The 23,169-nt window shown below is 64.9% G+C and carries 20 protein-coding genes and 1 tRNA gene; 6 read left to right on the forward strand and 15 right to left on the reverse strand.

Annotated elements, in window-relative coordinates:
- The first annotated feature begins 109 nt into the window (after positions 1 to 109).
- Entirely contained in the window at positions 110 to 2,200 is a 2,091-nt protein-coding gene (locus tag SPHI_RS13020) for a TonB-dependent siderophore receptor (protein ID WP_076745389.1), read from the forward strand.
- 146 nt (positions 2,201 to 2,346) lie between these two features.
- Complete coding sequence (locus SPHI_RS13025; protein WP_332888924.1) at positions 2,347 to 4,068, forward strand: histidine kinase famiy protein; 1,722 nt, start codon at positions 2,347 to 2,349, stop codon at positions 4,066 to 4,068.
- A 19-nt stretch (positions 4,069 to 4,087) separates the two neighbouring features.
- On the opposite strand, the gene SPHI_RS15350 is transcribed toward SPHI_RS13025, so the two are convergent.
- The 6 genes from SPHI_RS15350 to SPHI_RS13055 form a co-directional block, all read right to left on the reverse strand.
- Positions 4,088 to 5,392 (reverse strand): transporter, encoded by a 1,305-nt coding sequence (locus tag SPHI_RS15350; RefSeq protein ID WP_076745391.1) that lies wholly within the window; start codon positions 5,390 to 5,392, stop codon positions 4,088 to 4,090.
- Positions 5,389 to 6,081, reverse strand: a complete 693-nt coding sequence (locus tag SPHI_RS13035; RefSeq protein ID WP_076745392.1) for a hypothetical protein — start codon at positions 6,079 to 6,081, stop codon at positions 5,389 to 5,391. Before SPHI_RS13035 ends, SPHI_RS15350 begins: the two co-directional genes overlap by 4 nt.
- A complete protein-coding gene (locus tag SPHI_RS13040) occupies positions 6,081 to 6,764 on the reverse strand; it encodes a C39 family peptidase (protein WP_233130924.1) in 684 nt (227 codons plus the stop codon). Before SPHI_RS13040 ends, SPHI_RS13035 begins: the two co-directional genes overlap by 1 nt.
- A gap of 17 nt (positions 6,765 to 6,781) precedes the next feature.
- Positions 6,782 to 7,153 (reverse strand): hypothetical protein, encoded by a 372-nt coding sequence (locus SPHI_RS13045; RefSeq protein ID WP_076745393.1) that lies wholly within the window; start codon positions 7,151 to 7,153, stop codon positions 6,782 to 6,784.
- A 77-nt stretch (positions 7,154 to 7,230) separates the two neighbouring features.
- Positions 7,231 to 8,700 carry a hypothetical protein gene (locus tag SPHI_RS13050; RefSeq protein ID WP_076745394.1) on the reverse strand — a complete coding sequence of 490 codons (1,470 nt, stop codon included), beginning with the start codon at positions 8,698 to 8,700 and terminating at the stop codon, positions 7,231 to 7,233.
- Positions 8,701 to 8,897: 197 nt separating this feature from the next.
- Positions 8,898 to 9,902 carry a helix-turn-helix transcriptional regulator gene (locus SPHI_RS13055; protein WP_144036203.1) on the reverse strand — a complete coding sequence of 335 codons (1,005 nt, stop codon included), beginning with the start codon at positions 9,900 to 9,902 and terminating at the stop codon, positions 8,898 to 8,900.
- Between the two features lie 494 nt (positions 9,903 to 10,396).
- On the opposite strand from SPHI_RS13055, the gene SPHI_RS13060 reads away from it, so the two are divergent.
- A complete protein-coding gene (locus SPHI_RS13060; protein ID WP_076745396.1) occupies positions 10,397 to 10,813 on the forward strand; it encodes a hypothetical protein in 417 nt (138 codons plus the stop codon).
- Positions 10,814 to 10,914: 101 nt separating this feature from the next.
- On the opposite strand, the gene SPHI_RS15015 is transcribed toward SPHI_RS13060, so the two are convergent.
- On the reverse strand, positions 10,915 to 11,076 hold the full coding sequence (locus tag SPHI_RS15015; protein WP_158049712.1) for a hypothetical protein: 162 nt from the start codon (positions 11,074 to 11,076) through the stop codon (positions 10,915 to 10,917).
- 86 nt (positions 11,077 to 11,162) lie between these two features.
- Here SPHI_RS15015 and SPHI_RS13070 point away from each other — a divergent pair, with 86 nt between their 5' ends.
- The 3 genes from SPHI_RS13070 to SPHI_RS15020 all read left to right on the forward strand — a co-directional run bounded on the left by SPHI_RS13070 (position 11,163) and on the right by SPHI_RS15020 (position 12,668).
- Entirely contained in the window at positions 11,163 to 11,582 is a 420-nt protein-coding gene (locus SPHI_RS13070) for a hypothetical protein (protein WP_076745398.1), read from the forward strand.
- 374 nt (positions 11,583 to 11,956) lie between these two features.
- Positions 11,957 to 12,256 carry a hypothetical protein gene (locus SPHI_RS13075; RefSeq protein WP_076745399.1) on the forward strand — a complete coding sequence of 100 codons (300 nt, stop codon included), beginning with the start codon at positions 11,957 to 11,959 and terminating at the stop codon, positions 12,254 to 12,256.
- Positions 12,257 to 12,518: 262 nt separating this feature from the next.
- The gene (locus SPHI_RS15020; RefSeq protein ID WP_158049714.1) at positions 12,519 to 12,668 is read left to right on the forward strand and encodes a hypothetical protein; all 150 of its coding nucleotides are present in this window, start codon (positions 12,519 to 12,521) and stop codon (positions 12,666 to 12,668) included.
- On the opposite strand, the gene SPHI_RS13080 is transcribed toward SPHI_RS15020, so the two are convergent.
- From SPHI_RS13080 to sucD, 8 genes are all read right to left on the reverse strand, one after another.
- Positions 12,634 to 12,707 (reverse strand) — tRNA-Gly (locus SPHI_RS13080). The two genes, SPHI_RS15020 and SPHI_RS13080, sit on opposite strands and share 35 nt — an antisense overlap.
- Positions 12,708 to 12,777: 70 nt before the next feature.
- Positions 12,778 to 14,592: a DUF885 domain-containing protein gene (locus tag SPHI_RS13085; RefSeq protein WP_198927873.1), complete on the reverse strand. Its 1,815-nt coding sequence runs from the start codon at positions 14,590 to 14,592 to the stop codon at positions 12,778 to 12,780.
- A gap of 206 nt (positions 14,593 to 14,798) precedes the next feature.
- On the reverse strand, positions 14,799 to 15,578 hold the full coding sequence (locus SPHI_RS13090) for an ABC transporter permease (protein WP_076745401.1): 780 nt from the start codon (positions 15,576 to 15,578) through the stop codon (positions 14,799 to 14,801).
- Entirely contained in the window at positions 15,575 to 16,507 is a 933-nt protein-coding gene (locus SPHI_RS13095; protein ID WP_076745402.1) for an ABC transporter ATP-binding protein, read from the reverse strand. Before SPHI_RS13095 ends, SPHI_RS13090 begins: the two co-directional genes overlap by 4 nt.
- Before the next feature lie 56 nt (positions 16,508 to 16,563).
- Positions 16,564 to 17,520: a L,D-transpeptidase gene (locus SPHI_RS13100; protein ID WP_083719993.1), complete on the reverse strand. Its 957-nt coding sequence runs from the start codon at positions 17,518 to 17,520 to the stop codon at positions 16,564 to 16,566.
- 130 nt (positions 17,521 to 17,650) lie between these two features.
- Positions 17,651 to 18,922 (reverse strand): 2-oxoglutarate dehydrogenase complex dihydrolipoyllysine-residue succinyltransferase, encoded by a 1,272-nt coding sequence (odhB, locus tag SPHI_RS13105; protein WP_076745403.1) that lies wholly within the window; start codon positions 18,920 to 18,922, stop codon positions 17,651 to 17,653.
- A 133-nt stretch (positions 18,923 to 19,055) separates the two neighbouring features.
- Complete coding sequence (locus tag SPHI_RS13110) at positions 19,056 to 22,031, reverse strand: 2-oxoglutarate dehydrogenase E1 component (protein WP_076745404.1); 2,976 nt, start codon at positions 22,029 to 22,031, stop codon at positions 19,056 to 19,058.
- Positions 22,032 to 22,238: 207 nt separating this feature from the next.
- The gene (gene sucD, locus SPHI_RS13115) at positions 22,239 to 23,123 is read right to left on the reverse strand and encodes a succinate--CoA ligase subunit alpha (protein ID WP_076745405.1); all 885 of its coding nucleotides are present in this window, start codon (positions 23,121 to 23,123) and stop codon (positions 22,239 to 22,241) included.
- Positions 23,124 to 23,169 lie beyond the last annotated feature (46 nt).

Here is a 23,169-nt window from a genome sequence, read left to right on the forward strand (position 1 = left end):
CCGGTGGGCGCGCATCGTTGTGTTGCAAAGCAGCTAGATAGCTATATGGGATGTTGCAACATACCAAGCCGGTGAGCTCAGGACGCCGGTTCATGGCCAGGGAGTTTCCATGTTCGTCGTCGCCAGCTTCTCCGCCGGTTTGCGCTCGTCCGTTTTCGGGCTCGCGCTGATGATCGGGGCAGCGCCTTTGGCCGCGCAGGCCCAGAACAATGCCGATCAGCCGGAGGACGCCGCCGAGCGGTCCGATATCGTTGTCCTGGGTACGCGCAGCACGGTTGACCGCACGCTTTCGTCGGATCTTGTCACCGAACGCATGTCGCAATCGAGCCGGTCGATCGAGCGCGACGTTCTGGATGCGGCGGGGACGTATCGGCTGAGTGACGCGCTGGAGCTGGTCAGCGGGTTCAGCCAGCAGAACAACCGCGGCGGCGTGATCGATAATTTCGCGGTTCGCGGCTTCCTCGGTACGCCGGACGGAGGCGCCGAATATTATCTGAACGGCTTTCTGGCGAACCGGGGCATGGCGCCGCCGCGCGATCCTGCCACGACCGAGCGCATCGAGGTGCTGAAGGGGCCGGCGGGCGCGTTGTTCGGCGATGTCGATCCGGGCGGGCGCGTCAACATCGTGACGAAGGTGCCGCGCTTCGCGCCGCATGCCAATGCCATGATCAGCTACGGATCGTTCAACACGCGTCGCGCGGAAATTGACATGACGGGGCCGCTGACGGACACGCTGGCGGCGCGGATCGTGGTGGCTGGCGAGGACAGCGACGGGTGGCGTGATACCGTGACGCTTCGGCGCCGGATCGTCTCGCCTTCGCTTACCTGGCAGCCGAGCGATGCGCTGCGGCTGACCTATACCGGCGAGTTCAGCCAGTTCGACACGCCATTCGATCGCGGCAGCCCGGCAATCAACGGCGATCCCAATGCGCTGCCGCGTTCGAATTATTATGGCGAGCCGTCGAACGGCATCACGAAATCGCGCAATGACCAGCATCAGCTGACCGGCCTGGCGGAGCTTGGCGGCGGCTGGACGCTGAATGGCGGCGTGGTCTGGCGCACGGGATCGCTGAAGGGCCTGTCGGCGGATCAATCGCGCATCGTCGGCACGTCATTGTGGCGGCAGCGCCGCTCGCGCGATTTCAGCGTGGACGATCTGTCGGCGCGGCTGGAGCTTGCCGGTGAGGTCGGGCGGCATCGCGTGAGCGTCGGGCTGAAGGGCTATCGCTTTCATTATGGCGAGCGCTGGATGCGGATCAATCCGTCGGAAGCGGCGCCTTATGCGATCGACCTGTTCAATCCGGTATATGGAGCAGTCGCGGCGCCGCTGCGGCCGTTCACTAACAATGACGAAAGCCGCTGGGTGAGCACCTTCTACATCCAGGACATGTGGGAGGTTACCGATCGGCTGACGCTGGTCGGCGGTGCGCGGATCGATCCCTACCGACAGAAGATCGTCAACAACAACACGGGCGTTACGGGGCGCAACATCGACGAGCCGGTGAATTTCCGGGTCGGCGGCCGTTACCGCGTGAGCGATGTGATCGCGGTGCATGCGAACTGGGGCGAGAATTTTTCGCTCAACACAGGCACCGACAGCAGCGGTGCGGGCTTCGGACCGGAGACGGGCAAGGGCTATGAAGTCGGGATCGCCGCCAAACTCCCCGGCATCGACGTGGCGGCGACCTGGTTCGACATCCGCAAGAAGGACATTCTCACCACCGATCCCGCGGATCCGAACTATCTCGCGCCGGTCGGCAGTCTGGTCAGCCGCGGGATCGAGCTTGACGCCTCGGCACGGCTCGGCCGGCGCTGGCAGATCGTAGCGAATTACGCCTGGCTTGATGCGAAGGCGGATGACGTCGCCTTCCCGACGCCCGAGGTGCTCAACGTGCCCGAGCATTCGGGCACGCTGCTGGTGGTGCATCGCATTCCGACGGCGCGGGGCGAGTGGCAGCTTAGCGGCGGCGCGGCGTATGTCGGCGATCGTGCCGGATCGGTGGCGGCGACCCCGGTGCTGCTCCCCGGTTATGTCAAGGCGAAGGCGGCGATCGAGGCGCCGATCGCCGAGGGGCTGCGCTTCCGGCTCGAGGCGGACAATCTGTTCGACGCGCATTATGCCGCAAGCTCCTACAGCGCGCTGTGGATCTATCCCGGGGCGCCGCGCACGGTGCGCGCTTCGCTTCGGTTCGAGATGTGAGGCGGCCGACGCGCTGTTGAGCCGAGGCCCGGCCTTTGCGATCGTGACGTCAAGGCGCTTGCCTCCGGAACGCGTATATCCATACCGGCCTGCAACAGAACGGACGCCCCGGTGTTTAGCTGTCCCAGCGGGGTGATGGAGCGCATGTGAGCGGAAAAGCGGGCGAGATCGACGAAAGCGGGAAGGCCGGTGGCGTTCCGGCGGGAGGTGCCATGGATGTTGGTGCACGCGAACCGCTGGGTTCGTCGGGCAAGCACCATTGGCGGGAGGCGACGATCACCGAGCCGGGGCTCGAGGATCGCGGCAACGTGTTCTTTGCTGCCATCGAAATGACGCGGATGCCGATGATCCTCACCGATCCGCATCAGCGCGACAATCCAATCGTGTTCGCCAACAAGGCGTTCCTCGACCTTACTTTGTATGAGGAGAGCGAAGTTCTGGGGCGGAACTGCCGCTTCCTTCAGGGGGCGCAAACCGACCGAGAAATGGTTGCGCAATTGCGGTCGACCGTGGAAAATCGCGATTCGATCGCGATCGAGATCCTCAACTATCGCCGTGATGGCACGCCGTTCTGGAACGCGGTGTTTATCGGACCGGTATATGATACGTCGGGCGAGCTATTGTATTTCTTCGCCAGCCAACTGGATGTGACACGGCGCCGCGAAAGCGAGCAATCGTTCCTGCGAGCGCAGAAGATGGAGGCCGTGGGGCAGCTCACTGCCGGGCTGGCGCATGACTTCAACAACCTGCTTCAGGTGGTGAACGGCAATCTGGAACTCGCCAGCACCCGGGTCAACGATGATCAGACGTTGCGTTACCTTCAGTCGGCCCGCTCGGCGGCGGAAAGGGGTGCGAAGCTGACCGGGCAATTGCTGGCATTTGCCCGGAAGACCCGGCTCGATCCTCGCCCTGTCGATGTCAGTGCCTGTATCACCTCCTTTGCCGATGTCATGGAAAGTTCGATTGGCAAGCAGGTCGAACTTCATTTGAGCCTCCGTCGCAACTTGCCGAAGGCAGTGCTCGATCCAACCCAGTTCGAGATGGCGGTGCTGAACATCGCGCTCAATGCGCGGGATGCGATGCCCGAGGGCGGCGTTATCGAGATCAAGACCGGCAAGGTCCGCCTCAACGGCGATGCAGCAGCCCGCGGCCTAACGCCCGGCGAGTATATCTCGGTGGAGGTTTGCGACCAAGGGATCGGCATGCCACCGCAAGTCGTCGAACGTGCGGTGGAGCCGTTCTTCACCACCAAGGCGACGGGCAAGGGCACAGGCCTGGGCCTTGCCATGGCTTCCGGCTTCGTGCAGCAATCCCGCGGGCGGCTCGAGATCGAGAGCGAGGTCGATCACGGGACTGTCATCCGCATGCTGTTCCCGGTCGCCAGTGCCGACGCCGAAGAGCAGGAGCGTCCGGTGGCGCGAGCGGCCGAAGCGGCTAGCACATCCGGCGCGCACATACTGATCGTGGAAGACAGTTCGGATGTTCTCGTGCTGGCCAAGGAGATCCTGGAGGCGACCGGCTATCGCGTGTCAACCGCTGAGACTGGCGAGATCGCGCTGAAGCTGTTCGAACAGGCGCCACCGGGGTCGATCGACCTGTTGTTCACCGACCTGGTCATGCCCGGTGGGATCAACGGACTGCTGCTGGCCGAGAAGATCGCGGAAATCGATCCGGGGCTGCCGATCCTAATGACCACGGGGTATAATGAGGAACTGGTGATCGATGGTCCAAAGGCCGCGGGACTGGATGTGCTGGGCAAGCCTTATCGCCGCACCGACTTGCTCGACCGCGTACGACAGGCGTTGAGCCAGCGCGGCGTCACCGACGTCCGGCGGCGGCGATCGGATTTCGGCCCAGCGGAAGAGTGAGGGCATCGCCGGCTGCGCCTTAGGGTGACAGCAGCACCAGCGGGATTCGCAGAATGCTGCGGACATCCGCAGCGTCATCAGTCGCGCCCATTTCGACCGACCAGTTGATGCTGGCGCGGTCCGTGACGCGATAAGTGACGCCGAACAGAAAACGCCCGATCTGAAGATCCCGGGACGTGTCCTCCAGGAACTCGGGATCGTTCGGCCCTGGATCGAGCAGGCGCGTGCGCGTCCGCGTACCGAACGCCCAGGCATGGGCATAGCCAAGGTTGATCGACGTGCGATCGTTGAGCGCGATGCCGATCCCCGCGCTGAAGGACAGCGAATCTCCGGGCTTCACGTAGTCGATCTGCACCGGTTCGATCACGGCATCGACGCTGCGCCCGAAATTGCGCGTGTAGCCAAGCGTGCCGAACAGCACGGCAGGGTCGCTGGGCAGCACGGCGGTGACGCTGGGTGAAATGCCCCAGAAACCGGCGCCTGTTGCGGCCTCCAGCGCCTCGCCCGAAGCGGTGCGTTGAACGGAGAAGGGATTAGAGCCGGTGGGCGCCACCACCTGAAGGTTGCCGATCAGGAACGGCACGCCGGCCCCCCCGGTGAGGAACTGATAGCGGGCCGATAGCTCAATATCGCCGAGCCCCCGGCCACTCGCCGAGCTATCGATTTCCCGCGCCGCATCGTTGTTGGTGCTGCCTTGCACCGGGACCAGCACGCTGCGGTCCCAGCGCGCGACGAACGGTGCGCGCACGCCGACTTCGATCGTGTCGGTCAGGCCATAGCGCAGCGCCGCCGAACTAGTGATGATGTCCTGTCGGTTCTCGTTGATGTTGAACTCGCCCACGAGCACCGACTCGACCACTTCGATGCCGCGGAACAGGGCGCGGTTGCGATCGGCACGTGCATAATCGAGCTGCGCCTCAACCGTGAGTTGTCCGCGACGTGTAACAACGCTGCCCTCCTGACCGAGAACGGCGACTTCCGGCGGGCGATCGCTGCCGCTGGGGGCGCGGCCGACGCGCTCGACGGGCACGCTCGCCAGGGTCGGTTGCTGGATGGTGGCGGGATCGCCCGGCGTGCTGGCGGAGCTTTGCTGGACCAAGGCGGCGGAGGCGGGTGGCGGGGCCTGTGCGATGCGCGCCTCGAGGGCGCGCAAACGCCGTTCCTGCGCCTCGATCAGCCGGCGCTGCTCAGCGAGTTGTGCGCGCGCCTGCTCCAGCTCGGCGCGCCAGTCCTGCCCTGCGGTGCTTTGCCGGGATTGCGCGGTGAGGGGCGCAGGTGCCAGCAGTGCCGCAAACGCGACGTAGCCAAGAGCGGTGCTCCTCATCGAACCAGCCGAGTGGTGGCGTCGAGCGCGAGATCGGAAGCGCCCAGTCGTGCGCCGCCCAAGGTGAGCGGTGTGATCCGCGTCAGATCAAGATCGACGGACGTGATCGTGTCGATCGTTCGATCGTTGGCGGCGTTGGTGATGGCGGTCGCGATCGCCGGGCCCATCAGATGCGTCACGTCGATCTGATTTCCGCTGAGCGTTACCCTGTTGCCCGAGGCGGCGAGCGATACCACGCCGTGCGGCGTCTCGACTGCCATGCCTGGTCTGAGCGCCAGCGGGACCACGCCGGTCGCCCCGCTGGCAGCTGGGCCGTCCTTCACGTTCACGGCGACGGCGGGCGCGGCATAGGTTGGCGTGATCGAGCGCAGGCCGGATTGCCGATCGACCAATATGGTCACGCCGGCCGGGGTCGCACCAGCCCGCGCGGTTGCTCGCGGCGGCGTCGGCGTGCCGTCCGATCCGAACACGGCCAGGCTCGCGCGATCGTTCACTGTTAACGTGCTGCGCAGGACGAGTTGTCCGTCGACCAGCGTGTCGCTCGTCACCGACATGGCGATGGCGGCGCCGTTTGGCAGCATGAACTTGCCCGTTACTTCGGCAAGCTCCTCATCCGACAAGGGGAGGGGCTTTGCGAAAGCCACGGACCCAGTGGCGAGCAGCAGGGCGGACAACATGAGAACGCGCATCAGAAATCCCGGTAGAAGGGGGCGCTCAGCGACAGCGCCTGGGTGCTGAGGGGACCGATGAACGGCGCGGCGGTTGGCGCCCGGGCGAGCAATCCCCACTGCCCCGCACCGTTGAAGTAGCGCTGGCCGGTGCTCGCCTCGGCGTTCAACACGAAGTAGATGCCGTTCCACATCTCTTCGAAAGCTGCACGCGGCAGGGTGTGAAGCCCCTTGGAAGGATCGCCGACCAGAACTTCGTCGTGGGTGACGCCCTTCAGCACCACGAAGTGGCGATAGCCTCGAAAGGTGATGAGCACGATGCCGGGCAGCCCACGATCTCTGATGGCGTCCAGCGAGACCTTGTAGCCGTCGGCCTGCAACCCCGCGGCGGCGAGGTAGCGCTTCATGTCGAGCAGCGAAAAGCCGACGTGCCGGATCTGCGCCTGATCGCCGTCGCGCCACATGCCGGTGAACACATCGGCTTCGGATCGCGGGATGTCGTAGTGATAGCGAAGCAGTGTCGCCAATGCGGCCGAACCACAGCTGAAATCATATTGCTGACGCACCACGGTGTTGAACTTGCGCGCCAACAGGGAGGCGACCGGCACCGAATAGTTGCTGCCGAAAGCCGAGGAGGTGACGAACTGCGGATCCCGGCCCGACACGGTCGGTGCGCAGCCGGGCAGGGCCGCTGCGGCTGCCACCGCCGCCCACCGCTGAATCACGGGCGCGGTGCCAGATTGATGGTGACGTTCATGGCCGAATTGATGGCGACATTGTTCCCGCTGTTGGCGCTGATCACCGCCAGACCTTGCAGGTTCTGGAAGGCATTGCCGTCGATCGCGACATTGCCGGTCACCGATCGGCCCACCACGCTGTTGCCGCTGACCGTGTTGCGTTGGGTGGCGATCGCGATCTGCGTGCCGCTGTCCTCCCGCCCCGCGACTTGCGCCAATGCTCCGTCTGCGACAGCGGGCGTGCCCGAAAAGGCGTCGAGCGATGCGGTGGGTGTTGGATCGGACGGGGTGACGTTCTGCGCGCCTGCTGGTGCGGCTGCGCAGCAGATGGCCAATGCGATCACGCGATACGTCATGGCTCTGTTCCCCTTTCAAGGAGGCGATCGAAAGAATGGTGCCGGGGCGTTTCCGCCGCGGCACCACCGATGGCCGTTCAGCGCGACAGGACGTCGCCCGTCGTTACCGCAACGCTGACGTTCGCATTCTGCGAGGCGCCGGCGCCGGTGTTCATGTTGAGCGACTGCATGCCAGCGAAGTTCTGGAATGCGGTGTCGCCCGTCGTCATGCTGTTGTTGGTGGCGGACTGTTCCCCGGCCGTGCCGGCGAAGGTGACCTTCACGCCCGAAACGTAGTTGGACAGGGTAGAGGCAGCCACCACCGCACCGTCGCCGAACGTCGGGCTGGTGGCGACCGACGAGTCACCGGCCGTTTCGGTGGTCGTCAGCGCATTGTAGCTGTCGTTGATCGAACGATCCGAGCTGTCGCGCTGATCGTTCGAATTGTTGGTGGTGTTGGTGGTGTTGTTCGAATCCGTGGTGTTGTCGCCATTCTGGCCACCACTCATCGAATTGTCGGCCACGGACACATCGCCCACCGTGACCGAATTGTCGCGTTGATCATTGGCGTTGTTGTTGGTCGTCGTGTTATTGTCGCCGTTCTGGCCGCCGACCGAATTATCGGTGTTGCCCCCATTGTAGCTATCCTGATTACCGGTGTCGGCGACCGCGAGATCCCCGACGGTGAGCGAATTGTCACGCTGATCATTGGCGTTGTTGTTGGTCGTGGTGTTGGTGGTGTTGTCACCGGCCTGGCCGCCGACCGAATTGTCGGTGTTCCCGCCGTTGTAGCTGCCATTGTTTCCGGCATCCGCAACATCGACATCGCCCAGCGTGGTCGAGTTATCACGCTGATCGTTCGAACTGGTGTTGGTTGTCGTGGTGGTGGTATTCACATTGTCACCATTGCGGCCACCGTTCATCGAGCTGTCGGTGTTATAGCTGCCCTGGTTGCCGGTATCGTCAACGGAAACATCGCCCAAAGTGGTTGAGTTATCGCGCTGATCGTTGGCATTGCTGGTGGACGTGGTGGTGTTCACATTATCGCCGTTCTGGCCACCGCTCATCGAATTGTCGGTCAGCGCCACGTCACCGACCGTCACTGAATTGTCACGCTGGTCATTGGCGTTGTTGCTGGTGTTGGTGGTGGTCGTGGTGTTCGTGGTGTTGTTGCCAGCCTGACCGCCCACCGAATTATCGGTGTTGTAGCTGTCGCTGTTGCCGGCATCCGCCACGGCGACGTCGCCGATGGTGCTGGTACGGCTGCGCTGATCGTTGGCGTTGCTGGTGTTGATGTTGTCGCCATTCTGGCCGCCACGCATTGAATTGTCGGTCGTTGCCGAATCGTAGCTGTCGTTGGTGGAGCGGTTCTCCGACGAGGTGCTGGTGGTCGTCGTGGTCACGTCGCCCGTGCTGGCATTGCCGTTGTTGGAAACGTCGCCCACCGCAATGCTGCTGTCCGTCGCGGCGGAGGTGCCGCCATCGGAGCGCAATGAGGTTTGGGCATTGGCATTGGTGGCGGCGAGCAGCGCGGCCATCGATGTCGTCACGATCAGCTTGGTCTTCATCGCTTCGATCCTTGTGTTCAGCCGAGGCAAAGGATCGCAGCGCTGGGACGCCGCTCTCCCCCGGGCGGCATTGTTCATATGACATTCATCGAATTGCCGGCCCACCCAGACGCGGTGAATCCACTGACCGGATGGACAAGGATCCACTCCCAGATGGGTAGAGGGCGGCCGTTACGACGGGCAGCGCCCTCGCGGCCTCAGGTTGCCGCGAACAGGTGATCGCCCTGGATCACGCGCTGGTGGCGGGTCACCAATTGCAGGAGCGACGCCTGGCGGTGCGTGCCTGTCTTGGCGAACACTTGCTTGAGATAGGCGCGTGCTGTGTCCACCTTCACGCGCATCCGCATCGCCGCATCGCCGACGCTCAGCCCGGCGGCGAGATGGCACACCAACTGGTTCTCCACCGGCGATAATTCATACGCTTGGCAGATAGACTCAACGCTTCGGTTCACCCGATCATCGGCAGGCTCGACCAGAATGACTGCTGCTGCGTTCTTTGCCAAAGCATTCAACGGGTGCTGGCGAGCGGGCGCTATGGTCACCGCCAATCGCCGGGCGCCCTCGGGCAGCGGCAGGAGCAGCAGCATGGCTTTCGAGCGGCCGTTGCCGCCCGCGCGCTGCGCATCGACGACGCAGTCGATCGCGGTTTCGAAGCGCACCGCGTCCTTGTAGCCAAGCGGCCGCAGCTTCCCGCGGCTGACTTGCAACCCGGCCCGGCGCTCCAGCATCGCCATTGCGGCGCGATTGGCGTGCAGGATCTCATGATCGCCACCAAGGATGAAGATGCCGCAATCATGCTGATCCAGTGCGCCCGCGACCGCATCGCTGCGGGCGCGCGCTTCGGTTCGGGCCACCAGCGCCGCGGCGTGGCTCGCCAGCAGCGCCACCAGGGCTGGCATTTGCGCAAGAAAAGGGGAGCCGATCTTGGTGCATTCCTCCGGAACGGTGATCACGGCCCATGCGCTGTAATCCGGGTGTTGAAGAAGCTTCACCAGCGCCGCTGTCTCTCCGCCGAGGCGAAGCCACTGCGCCTCGCAAAGCGGCACATAGGAGGCGCCGTCATGTGGGATGATGCCGGGGGCGATGTTGCACTCCCGGCAAGACAGGATCGTTTCGACACTCCCGCTTTCGGTGGATCGCGTTAGCAGCGCGATCGCTTCCGCCCCTATCAGGGCGGCGATCGCTTCCAAGGCAGATTGCAACGGATCACGCCCCGGTGTGAAACTGCGCCGAGAAGCAAAGACGGTGAGGGGATCTTGCTGCGGCACCAACGTGGCCGATCGCTCGTGACCGTAGGACAGCATCCCTGTTGTGCCGTGATCCATGATCCCTCCTGCCGCGCGACGAGTTGGTGCTGCCGAAGCATTCGGAGCTTTTTTCCGATCCGGGATGCTTGCGGCCGCCGCTGTGGTGGGACCGCGGCTATCACGAAGCAGAGGTAGGCGTATTCCGCAGATCGATCCGCAAGCGATCGATCTCTGCCGGGGGGCTCACACATGTGCGACGTGATCACATCTGAAACGTACATTGATGACGTGGAGGTCGGCGCCCCAGGTTCGCACCTGCAGCATGATGATCGCAATACAGGGATGGAAACGTAGAGTTAAAAACTTGCCGTATCGGTTGAACCTTTACGGTCCTCGTGCGCTTGTCCGCCGTCCTCCTCGTAAGAGGGCCGAAAATATCGGAGAGTAGAATGCGTATCACTTCCATGTTCGCGACCGTTGCTGCAGCCGGCCTGCTGAGTGCTACCGCAGGCGCCCAGACCACCGCTGGTGGCGGCGTGGCGGCATCAACCCCGCAGGGTTCGGTCGCCGGTGGCGCAACAGGCGGCACCATGAGCCAGGGCAAGCAGAAGCGCCAGGATCGTATGTCGAAGCGTGATCAGCGCCAGTCGGGCAGTTCTTCGTCGACCTACGGCGCAGGCTCGATCTATACCGACCGCACCAAGGCGACCGGCGGTGTGGCAGCCGGCGGCACGGCGACGGGCAGCGGCGCGACGTCGAGCGGAACGTCGGTGGACGCCTACGGTTCGACCGATCGGAACGGATCGACCGGCGAGGTCTTCGGTGACAGTTCGGCGAACGCTGAGCCGACCCCCCCGAAGAACTAAGGGTAAGGGGCGGACCTGAGTGGTCCGCCCCGCCTTTTCATGACAATAGCCCTGATCCTTGCCCTTGCGACCGCAACGCCGGCGCAATGCAGGCAAATTCATTATCTCGCTGACGGCCGGATAGAGACGACGATGGTGGATGACGGCAGGAACAGCGCCAGCGCAAGCTCGCGTGCGTCGGGCAGCTCGTCATCCAGCAGTTCGGTCTCCGCCTCTTCGTCTAGCGACGGACGCTCATCGGCGTCGAGCAGCAGTACCTCCAACGGCGAGAGCCGATCCGTCCGCGTAAAGCGTGATGAAAAGGGCTGCACCGTCACGATCGACGAGCGACCCAATCGGGAGTAATTTCATGCGTACCCTTCTTCTTCTGGCACCGGCACTGATGCTTGCTGGCGCTGCGACGGCGCAGTCGAACACCAGCAGCGCGGGCACTTCCTCGCCGACGACGGGCGACGTTTCCGCCGGCACAACCAGCGACGGGATCAGCGACAACGGCACCGTCGGGGTTTCCGGGACGGCCGATGCTGCCGCGGCGAACGGTGGCACGGCGACGACCGATGGGAGCGCGCGCTTCAACACCGCCAACAACACCGCGCGTCAGCGATCGACCGCAACGGCTCGGGACGATGATGAGCGCGCCCGGTCGCGGTCCATGACCAACGTGAACCCGAAAGGTGACGTGCGGTCGAATTCGATGACGATCTACAAGCAGCGCGGTGAGAAGCCCGTCATCACGCGCGAGCGGACGGTGAACGGCGAGCCGAAGTAACCTCGTCGCCGGGTCGCCCGTTAGTGAAGGGCTGTGGCGCTGTTGTCGCCGCAGCCCTTTTCCGCGCTTCCGGTGTTGTGGTAGCTCTCCCGTAAGCGGCGCGTCCGCAGTCCCTCCACGCGCCTCAGGCTGGGTGGGATGGGGCGACACGAAGTCCATCGCCCACGCCAGCGGTGCGCGCAGCCAGCCCGCCTCATTCTCGTTGTGAGCCGTTTATCGGCAGCTTCGCGCCCTGTGCAAGGAACTGTCCCGGCAGTCGCGCGGTTGATGAGACTGACCCTACGTTCCCCGATCGAGACCCCGACATGTCTATGAAAGACGCCTTGAAGGAAGCAATCGGTGTCGCACCGGATCCCGTTCCTGAGCGGTACGCTATGCTGAACAAGCTGAGCCGAGCGCGTGAAGCTTATGAGGAAGGGCGCGAGGATCATCCCGGCGGGCCGTGGATCACCGAAGACGGTAATGGCGGGATGGCTTTTGCGCCGACTCGCCCCGATGGCCAGCAGCTCGTCATCGGTGGCCAGTCGGTCACGTTCTGGAGGGTCGACGAGCTGCCGGCGATGCTCGACGCCTTCAAAGCCGCCATCGAAGCAGGGGAGCTGGACCCCCAGCTCGTGGGGCCGTCGCCTGCGGGTCACTCATTGCCGCGCGAGCGTATCACTCCCGCGTCCTGACTCGGCCTGTCCGTTCCGGCACAGCGTCCGGGTAGCGAACGGATCAGGGCCAAGCACGATCAGGATCTTGCCACGGCCGAGCTGGCCGAGGTGGAGGCGCTCCCCGGCGTGGCCCTGCACCGACGATCGCCGCCGCCTATCGACGGCGGCTCGTGAAACTCAACGAAGAGCTGGCGGATCCGAAGGCACGTCAGGAGGCACTGCGGCACTTCGCGGCCTGGTCGACCGGCTCGTCGCCTTCCCGCATACCACGGAGCACGGCGTGAAGGTCGAGGTGGCGGGACGCCTCGCGGCGATGCTGACGCTCGCCGGCTTCAGTGCTCAGCCAGCCGATGGGACAGCGGTTGCCGTGGCTGGTGGTGGACGGCGGTTTGTGCTGGAGCGGGTGAAGGGAATCGAACCCTCGTCGTAAGCTTGGGAAGCTTCTGCTCTACCATTGAGCTACACCCGCGGCGGGAGCGTCAGTGGCACAAAGGCGGGGCGTCGGTCAACGCGCCTTTGTGCCACTGACGCTTGCCCGATCAGCCCCGCTTGGTGGCGATGTAGCGGTTGACCTGTTCCTCCAGCACGTCGAGGGGCAGGGCGCCTTGGCTCAGCACGGCTTCGTGGAAGTCGCGAATGTCGAACTTGGTACCTAGTCCCTTTTGCGCCTTTTGGCGCAGCTCGGCAATCTTGAGCTGGCCGATCATGTAGCTGGTCGCCTGGCCGGGCCAGTTGAAATAGCGGTCGACCTCGCGCGCGATGTCGGTATCCGACACCGAGCTGTTATTCTTGAAATAGGCGATCGCCTGGTCACGGTCCCAGCGCTTGGCGTGGATGCCGGTGTCGAGCACTAGCCGGATTGCGCGCCAGACCTGGAGCGAGAGCATGCCGAAGCGATCATAGGGATCCTTGTAGATGCCCATTTCGTCGGCGAGCCGCTCCGAATAAAGGCCCCAGCCTTCCATATACGCGCCATAACCGCCGAACTTGCGGAACTTGGGGATGCCGGCCAGTTCCTGCTGACGCGCGATCTGGAAATGGTGGCCGGGTGCGCCTTCGTGTGCGGAGATGCCGGCGACCTGAACCTTCTGCGTCTGGTTCATGTCGACCAGGTTGACGTAATAGATGCCCGGACGCCCGCCGTCGGCGGACGGAGGGTTGTAGAAGGCGGTGGAAGCGGTGCCTTCACGCCATTTCTCGACCGCGCGGACCTCCAACGGCGCCTTCGGCAGAATGCGGAAGTAGCGCGGCGCGGCGGTCATTACCGAGGCGATGATCGCACGCGCGTCGGTGAGATATTGTTCTCGGCCGGCTTCGGTGTTCGGATATTTGAACTTCGGATCGGTGCGGATCTGCTGAAAGAATTGCTCCAACGTGCCGGTGAAGCCGACCTCTTTCTTGATCGCCTCCATCTCCTGGCGGATTGCGGCGACCTGGCGCAGGCCGATGTCGTGGATCTGGTCCGCGGTCAGGTTCGTGGTGGTCGAGCTCTTTAGGCGATCGGCGTAATAGGCTGCGCCATCGGGTAGGCTCCACGCGCCGAAATTGCCCTTCGACTTGGGTTCGATCTCGTCCAACGCGACGAACAGCAGATCATAGCCGCGCTTGAACGGGCCGGTGAGCGCGGCGGTGGCGTCGGCGATGAGCTTCTGCTTGGTCGCAGCGGGGGCGTCGAGCGCGGCGGCCTTCTTGCGGAAGTCGGCGAGCAGCGTGGAGTCCGCGCCGGTGTCGAAGGGCGCGCCGGTGATGACCTTCCTGGCGTCGGCGCGGGCGGGGGCGAAGTTCACCTTGTTGGGCACGATGCCGGCGGCGGCCTGTTCACGCATCGTGGCGGTGACTTCGCGCATCACGCGCTCGGTGTCGCGGATGCGGGCGATGTACGCCTGCGCGTCGGCGACATTGTCGACCTTGTGGTTGTTGATGAGCAGGACGGGAATGTCGCCGGCGGGGCTGCCGTTGGTGGAGACGGGGAAGCGATGCTTGCGGAAGCGGAAGGATTCGCGGCCGCGCTCCACCTCATGTTCGAACAGGCGAAAGCTGACCCGGGCGCTTTCGCCGAGCTGATCGGGCTTGAAGCGGGCGCGCATCTGCTTGAGCTGCTGTTCGGCGAGATCGCGGGCGCGCGTGGCCGCGGCGTCGGTGTAATCGTCGAGCCTGTCGTTGTTGGTCTTGAAGCCGAGGTGCGTCTGCGACTCCGGGCTGAGCGCGAGTTGCGCGTCGAAGGCGGCATCGAGGAACTGGAGCAGCGCGGCGTCCTGCGCACCGGGCTGGGCGGCGGCGGGCGCTTGCACCGGGGCGGCGGCGCCGGCGAGCGGCAGCAGCGGCAAGAGCATCAGGGCGAGGGTGCGGCGCATTGGAATCTCCCGTGTTTCCCGTGCTTGTTGCCGGTTGGGAGGGGCGGCGCAATGGCTGCCATCCTCCCCATCGAAGATGGGGAGGGGGACCGCTGCCGTCAGGCGGGGGTGAGGGGAATGTCAGAGGCGCTTCGCTTGCGGCTTTCCCCTCCACCAGCTTCGCTGGTCCCCCTCCCCATGCGTTGCATGGGGAGGACGGGGTGGCGTTAGTTCTTCAGGCGGTATCCGGTGCGGAAGATCCACCAGACTGTGGTGAGGCATATCGCGAAGAAGGCCGCCGTCACCGCGAGGCTGGCGAGAGGGGAGACGTCGGACTGGCCGAAGAAGGTCCAGCGGAAGCCGTTGATGAGGTAAGCGATAGGGTTGAACAGCGTCACCGTCCGCCACGGCTCTGGCAGCATGTCGAGCGAGTAGAAGGCGCCGCCGAGGAAGGTGAGGGGGGTGACGATCAGCAGCGGGATGACCTGTAGCTGCTCGAACCCCTTGGCCCAGATGCCGAGCACGAAGCCGAACAGCGAGAAGGTGCAGGCGACGAGCACGAGATAGGCGAGCATGATCGCCGGATGCTCGACATGAACATCGACGAAGAGGTTGGCGGTGACGAGGATGATGGCAGCCACCAGCATCGCCTTGGTCGCGGCGGCGCCGACATAGCCGAGCACCGTCTCGAATGCCGACATCGGAGCGGATAGCAGCTCGTATATCGTGCCGGTGAAGCGCGGCATGTGGATGCCGAACGCGCCGTTGAAGGTGCTTTCCTGGAACAGGGACAGCATCATCAGGCCGGGGACGATGAAGCTGCCGTATGGAATGTCGCTCACCTCGGTCATGCGCGAACCGATCGCCGAGCCGAACACGACGAAATAGAGCGACGTGGTGATGACCGGCACCGCCAGCCCCGTCCAGAGCGTCCGGCGGAAACGGTGCATCTCGAAGCGGTAGAGCGCCCAGACGCCCTGCCAGTTGAAGCGGGGGGCGGTGCTCATGCTGCGCGCTTTCCGTGAACGAGGCCGACGAAGATTTCTTCGAGCGAGCTCTGGTGCGTGTTGAGATCGGAGAAGTTGATGCCGAGATCGCGCAATTTCGCCAGCAGCGACGGGACGCCGGTGCGCTCGGCGTGGCGATCGAAGACGTAGCGCAGCTCGCGGTTCTCGGCGATCAGTTCGAGGTTCCAGTCGGCCAGTTCGAAGGGGATCGTGGCTAGCGGCTCGGCGAGCTGGATCGTCAGCTCCTTGCGGCCGAGCTTCTTCATCAGCGCGTGCTTCTCCTCGACCAGCATCAGCTGGCCGCCGTCGATCACGCCGATGCGGTCGGCCATCTCCTCCGCCTCCTCGATGTAATGCGTGGTGAGGATGATGGTGACGCCGCGCTCGCGCAGCTTGCGCACCATGTTCCACATGTCGCGGCGCAGCTCGACATCGACGCCGGCGGTGGGTTCGTCGAGGAACAGGATCTCGGGTTCGTGCGCCAGCGCCTTGGCGATCATCACGCGCCGCTTCATGCCGCCGGACAGTTCCTTGATGATCGCATCGCGCTTGTCCCACAGCGACAGGTCGCGGAGAAGCTGCTCGATCAGCGCCGGGTTGGGCGGACGGCCGAACAACCCGCGGCTGAACCTGACGGTGGCGCCGACCGGCTCGAACGCGTCGGTGTTGAGTTCCTGCGGGACGAGGCCGATGCGCGCACGCGCCTCGCGATAGGCGCGGACATTGTCATGGCCGTCCACCGTCACTGTACCTGCTGTGGCGGTGACGAGGCCGCAGATCGCGCCGATCAGCGTCGTCTTGCCGGCGCCGTTGGGGCCGAGCAGCGCGAAGATCTCGCCGCGATTGATGTCGAGGTCCACGCCCTTGAGCGCTTGGTGGCCGGAGGCGTAGGTCTTTTCGAGGCCCCTGATCGAGATGATCGGCTGCATGATGACTCCTGCACGCAGGACGCGCGCTTCGCGGCGCTATATAGGGAGGCTAGCGATTATTTCTCGTCGGTAACGAGAACCGCGAGCTTGCTGCCGGTGCCGCTGGTTGCCAGCGTCTCGCGCGTCACCAGCATGGTCGCACCGGGGGTGAGGATCGCTTCCAGCTTCTGGCGGAAGGCGTCCGGCACATGGCCCTTGGTGCGCTCGTCGGCGGTGAGTTCGCCGCCGGCGTTCGTGCCGCCGCCGGGAAGCGGCAGGCGGGTCCAGTGGGCGCCATTCGCGTCGATCGCGCGCAGGTTGAACGCCTGGGTGGTGGTGATCGGCTCATCAAGCATGAGCGAGGCGGTGCCGATCTGCTTACCGTTGCGCATCACGACGATGCGGCGATCACGGCCGCTGACGATGATCGACACGGGGCCGGTGGGGGCGAGTTCGGGGTTCCAGCTGTAGCTGGTGGGTGTCTTGTGCCCGTCGAGCGCGGGCGTCGTCAGCGGATTGGACGCGGGCGCCACTTCGGGCACCAGTCCTTCGTCGGTGATGACGACCGTGAGGCCGAGCTTCGTCACGCCATACAGCTGCTTGGCGAAGGCGAGCGGCAGGCGGACGCAGCCGTGGCTGGCAGGGTAGCCGGGGAGCGAGCCGGCGTGAAGCGCGATGCCGTCCCAGGTCAGGCGCTGCATGTAAGGCATGGGGGCGTTGTTGTAGAGGTTCGAGTGGTGATCCACGCGTTTCTGGAGGATCGTGAACACGCCGGTCGGGGTGGCGTGGCCCGGCTTGCCCGAGGAAACGGTGGTGACGCCGATCGGCACGCCGTTGCGATAGACATAGGCGCGCTGCGTCTTGAGGCTGACGATCATCGTGACCGGGCCTTCGGGGGCGATCTGCGGCGCCCAGAGATATTCGCCGGGCTTCATCCGCTCGATCGCGCCCGGTTCCATGATCGGAGCGGGCTGCTGCTGCGCCAGCGCGGGGGTGGCCAGGGCGAAGGCGAGAAGCGGGAGAAGGCGGCGCATCGAAACCTCCACTCTATTTCAGATGCACGTCACCCCGGCCTTGAGCCGGGGTCCCGCTTCCTCTTCGACGTAGCGAAGGCAGCGGGACCCCGGGTCAAGCCCGGGGCGACAATGATTAACTTGATGAACCTTACAGATCGATCAGAATGCGGGTCGGATCCTCGATCGCGTTCTTGAGCGCGACGAGGAAGGTCACCGCCTCGCGACCGTCGATCAGGCGGTGATCGTAGGAGAGCGCGAGGTACATCATCGGGCGGACGACGATCTGGCCGTTCACCACGACCGGACGATCCTCGATGCGGTGCAGGCCGAGCACGGCCGACTGCGGCGGGTTGATGATCGGGGTGGACATCAGTGAGCCGAACACGCCGCCGTTCGAGATGGTGAAGGTGCCGCCCTTCATCTCGTCCATCTTGAGCGTGCCTTCCTTGGCACGCTTGCCATAGTCGCCGATCGTCTTTTCGATGCCCGCGACCGACAGGTCCTGCGCGTCGCGTATCACCGGCACGACCAGGCCGCCGGGCGAGGAGACCGCGACCGAGATGTCGGCATAATCGTGATAGACGATCTCGTCGCCCTCGATCGAGGCGTTGACCGACGGGATGTCCTTCAGGGCCATGGTCGCCGCCTTCACGAAGAAGCCCATGAAACCGAGGCGAACGCCGTGCTTCTTCTCGAACAGGTCCTTGTACTTGGCGCGCGCCTCGATCACCGCGGTCATGTCGACGTCGTTGAACGTCGTCAGCATCGCGGCGGTGTTTTGCGCTTCCTTGAGGCGCTTGGCGATCGTCTGGCGCAGGCGCGTCATGCGCACGCGCTCTTCCTTGCGGCCGGTCGAGGCGGCGACCGACGGGGTGGCCGGCGCAACGGGGGCGGCGGGCGCAGCTGCCGGGCGCGACGACGCGGCGGTGGCGACGTCTTCCTTGGTGATGCGACCGTCGCGGCCGGTGCCCTTTACCGTGGCGGGATCCACGCCATGCTCCAACATCGCGCGACGCACCGAGGGGCTGAGTGCGGCCGGTGCGTCGCTGTCGATTGGGGTGGCACCGTGATTGCCGTAGCCGCCAGCAGCCGGCGCCGGCTGATCGCCGCCTGCCGGTACGGCGCTCTTCGCGCTCTCGGTAGCGGCGGGCTGCGGCGCCGGGGCGGCGGCAGCGGCACCGTCGCCAGCCTCCACCGTCGCGAGCATCGCGCCGACCTCCACCGTGTCACCGACCTTCACGGCATGCTGGCCCATGATGCCTGCGACCGGGCTGGGCACCTCGACCGACACCTTGTCGGTTTCCAGGCTGGCGATCGGCTCGTCAGCGGCGACCTTGTCGCCCGGCTGCTTGAGCCATTCGCCCAACGTTGCTTCGGTGATCGATTCGCCCAGCGTGGGGACCAGAACTTCGGTTGCCATCTTTTCGCTTCCCTTGTTCCCCGGCGAAGGCCGGGGCCCAGTTGCGAGGCGTCCTGTGGAGAGCGCTTCGCGTGAACAACAATCGGAGTCGCAACTGGACCCCGGCCTTCGCCGGGGAACAGCTACGGTGAGCTTAAGCGGTCGCGCTGCCGGCCTTCTTGGTCGTCTCGGCGGACCGCGTACGGCGGATTTCCTCACGCACATTGTGGCCGAGCGCGTCGGCGATCAACGCACCCTGCTCCGCCTGGTGCCGCTTCATCAGGCCCGTCGCCGGCGAAGCCGCCGCCGCACGACCGGCGTAGCGCGGCCGCTTGATCGCGCAGCCCGCCTCGCCCAGCGCTTCTTCGATGAACGGTTCGACGAAGAACCAATAGCCGTTGTTGCGCGGCTCTTCCTGCGCCCAGACCACGTCCTCCAGGTTCGGCATGCGCGCGATCCGCTTGGCGAGGGCCTCGGTGGGGAAGGGGTAGAGCTGCTCGATGCGGACGATCTGCGTGCCGGTGTCGCCTGCGGCGTCGCGCGCTTCCATCAGGTCGTAGGAAACCTTGCCGGTGCACAGCACGAGCCGCTTGGTCGCCTCATCTGCTGGCGCGGACGGATCGGAGAGGATGCGGCGGAAGTGCGAATCTCCCAGGAAGTCCGCCGTGCTCGATACGGCCAGCTTGTGGCGCAGCAGCGACTTGGGCGTCATCACGATCAGCGGCTTGCGGAAGCTGCGGTGCATCTGCCGGCGGAGCAGGTGGAAATAGTTTGCCGGCGTGGTGCAGTTCGCGACCTGGATATTGTCCTGCGCGCAGAGTTGCAGGAACCGCTCCGGACGTGCCGAGCTATGCTCCGGACCCTGACCCTCGTAGCCATGCGGCAGCAGCATCACGAGGCCGTTGGCGCGCAGCCACTTGGCCTCCCCGCTCGCTATGAACTGGTCGATCATGATCTGCGCGCCGTTGACGAAGTCACCGAACTGCGCCTCCCAAAGCACCAACGTCTTTGGATCGGCGAGCGCGTACCCATATTCGAAACCGAGCACGCCATATTCGGAAAGCGGGCTGTCGAGCACCTCAAACTGGCCGTGCTCTACGCTCCACAGCGGAACGTAGCGCTTCTCGGTGTTCTGATCGACCCAGACGGCGTGACGCTGCGAGAACGTGCCGCGGCCCGAATCCTGGCCCGAAAGACGGACGCCGAAGCCTTCCGACAGCAGCGAGCCGAAGGCCAGGGCCTCGCCGGTCGCCCAGTCGAAGTTCTCACCGGTGGCGAACATGTTGCGCTTGGCGTCGATGACCCGGGCCAGCGTCTTGTGGATCGCGAGATCCTCGGGAACGGTGGTCAGCGTGCGGCCGATCGAATCGAACAGCTTCTGCTCGATGCCGGTGTCGTAGCTGCGCCGCGCCGTTTCGGCATCGGCCGGTGCCGACAGGCCCGACCAGCGCCCCGCGAACCAATCCGCCTTGTTCGGCTTGTAGCTCGCGCCAGCCTCGAACTCGCCTTCGAGCAAGGTGGTGAACTGCTTGACGTTATCGTCCATCCACGCCTGATCGACGACGCCTTGCTCGACAAGGCGCTTGCCGTAGATCTCGCTGACCGGCGGATGGTTGCGGATCGCCTTGTACATCAGCGGCTGGGTGAAGCCGGGCTCGTCGCCCTCGTTGTGGCCGAAGCGACGATAGCACCACATGTCGATCACGACATCGCGGTGGAACTTCTGGCGGAACTCAATCGCCATCTTGGTGGCAAAGGTCACCGCCTCGGGATCGTCGCCGTTGACGTGGAAGACCGGCGCCTGAACGCCCTTGGCGACGTCCGACGGATAAGGCGAGGAGCGCGCGAACTGCGGGCTCGTCGTGAAGCCGATCTGGTTGTTGATGACGAAATGGACGCAGCCACCGGTGTTGTACCCGCGGATGCCCGAGAAGCCGAGGCACTCCCAGACGATGCCCTGGCCGGCGAAGGCCGCGTCGCCATGGATCAGCACGGGCAGCGACTTGCAATGATCGTCGAGATCCTTGGCGATCGTCTGGATGGCGCGGACCTTGCCGAGCACCACCGGATCCGCCGCTTCAAGGTGCGACGGGTTAGCGACGAGCGACATATGGACCTTGATCCCGTCGAACTCGCGATCGGTGGAGGTGCCGAGGTGGTATTTCACGTCACCCGATCCGCCGATATCGTCGGGGTTCGCCGAACCGCCGGCGAATTCGTGGAAAATCACGCGCAGCGGCTTGCCCATGACGTTGGCAAGCACGTTCAGGCGCCCGCGGTGCGCCATGCCGAAGACGATGTCGTTGACGCCCGCCGCACCGCCGTACTTGATGACGCTTTCGAGCGCCGGGATCATCGCTTCACCGCCGTCAAGGCCGAAGCGCTTCGTGCCGACGTACTTGCGGCCGAGGAACTTCTCCCACTGCTCGGCCTCGATGACCTTGTTGAGGATCGCCTTCTTGCCCTGAGGCGTGAACTCGATCGCCTTGTCCTTGCCCTCCATGCGGTCCTGAAGGAAGCGGCGCTCCTCCACGTCGGCGATGTGCATATATTCGAGGCCGACGTTCCCGCAGTAGTTCGCGCGCAGGATGTCGACGAGCTCGCGGATCGTGGTCCACTGCAGGCCCATCGTGCCGCCCATGTAGACCGGCCGATCGATACCGGCGTCGGTGAAGCCGTGATATTCGGTCTTGAGGTCGGCCGGCAGCTCACGAATGGTGTTGAGCCCGAGCGGATCGAGGTTGGCGGCAAGGTGGCCGCGGACGCGATAGGTGCGCACCAGCAGCTGCGCGCGGATCGAGTCACCGGCGGCGCGGAGGATCTCGTCCTGCGACGGCGCGGGAGCTGCCGCAGCCGGGGCAGGGGCGGGCTTGCCACCCTTGGCCGGCTTGGGCGCGGGCTCCATCTGCGTCGGGTCAAGCGCAGCGGTCAGATCGTCGGTGGTGGTCAGCGGCCAGCGCTTGCTCTGCCAGCTCGGCCCCGAGGCGCTGCCTTCCAGCCCTTCGAAGAAGCCGCGCCAGCCCGGCTCGACACTGTCGGGCGAGGCCTTGAAGCGCGTGTAGAGCGCTTCGATGAACGCGGGCGACACGCCGCCTGCGATGTCCGAGAAATCCTGACCTTCGTAGCCCATTGCCAACTCCACTCCCTCTCTCCTCCGGCACGGAGGCGAGGGTTGCGCGGACGCAGGCCCACATGGCCTCCGTCGTAGCTAGAAAGGGGTGGTTTCGCTCGAAACCGTGCGAGCCTGCGGCTCGCTCGACCCCTCTCCAACTTCGCCTAGGCAACGAGTTGCCTAGGCTTCGTATCCTCTCCCCTGGACAGGGGAGAGGAAGTTACTTCACTTGCCCAGCACCGACAGCAGCGTGGAGCCGAGTTCACTGGGGGACGCCGCGACCTTGATGCCGGCGGCTTCCATCGCCGCGATCTTGTCCTCGGCGCCGCCCTGGCCGCCCGAGACGATCGCACCGGCATGGCCCATGCGACGGCCCGGAGGCGCCGTGCGGCCAGCGATGAAGCCCGCCATCGGCTTCTTGCGGCCGCGCTTCGCCTCGTCGCGGAGGAACTGCGCCGCTTCTTCCTCGGCCGAGCCACCAATCTCGCCGATCATGATGATCGACTCGGTCGCGTCGTCGGCGAGGAACAGCTCGAGCACGTCGATGAAGTTGGTGCCGTTGACGGGATCGCCGCCGATGCCGACCGCGGTGGTCTGGCCAAGGCCGGCGTTCGACGTCTGGAACACCGCCTCATAGGTCAGCGTGCCCGAGCGCGAGACGACGCCAACCGAGCCCTTCTTGAAGATGTTGCCGGGCATGATGCCGATCTTGCACTCACCCGGCGTCAGCACGCCCGGGCAGTTCGGGCCAATGAGGCGCGACTTGGAACCCGAGAGCGAGCGCTTGACGCGCACCATGTCGAGCACCGGGATGCCTTCGGTGATGCAGACGATCAGCGGGACCTGCGCGTCGATCGCCTCGAGGATCGAGTCCGCGGCAAAGGGCGGCGGGACGTAGATCACCGACGCATCGGCGCCGGTCTTGGTCACGGCTTCGGCGACAGTGTCGAACAGCGGCAGGCCGAGGTGGGTGCCACCGCCCTTGCCCGGCGTGACGCCGGCGACCATCTGCGTGCCATAGGCCAGCGCGGCTTCGGTGTGGAAGCTGCCGGTGTTGCCGGTCATGCCCTGCGTGATGACCTTGGTATTCTTGTCGACGAGAATGCTCATGTCGTCTCCGTAGACTGGCTGTCACCGTTCCCCGGCGAAGGCCGGG

The organism is Sphingomonas jeddahensis, assembly GCF_001981525.1.
Taxonomy (GTDB): Bacteria; Pseudomonadota; Alphaproteobacteria; order Sphingomonadales; family Sphingomonadaceae; genus Sphingomonas; species Sphingomonas jeddahensis.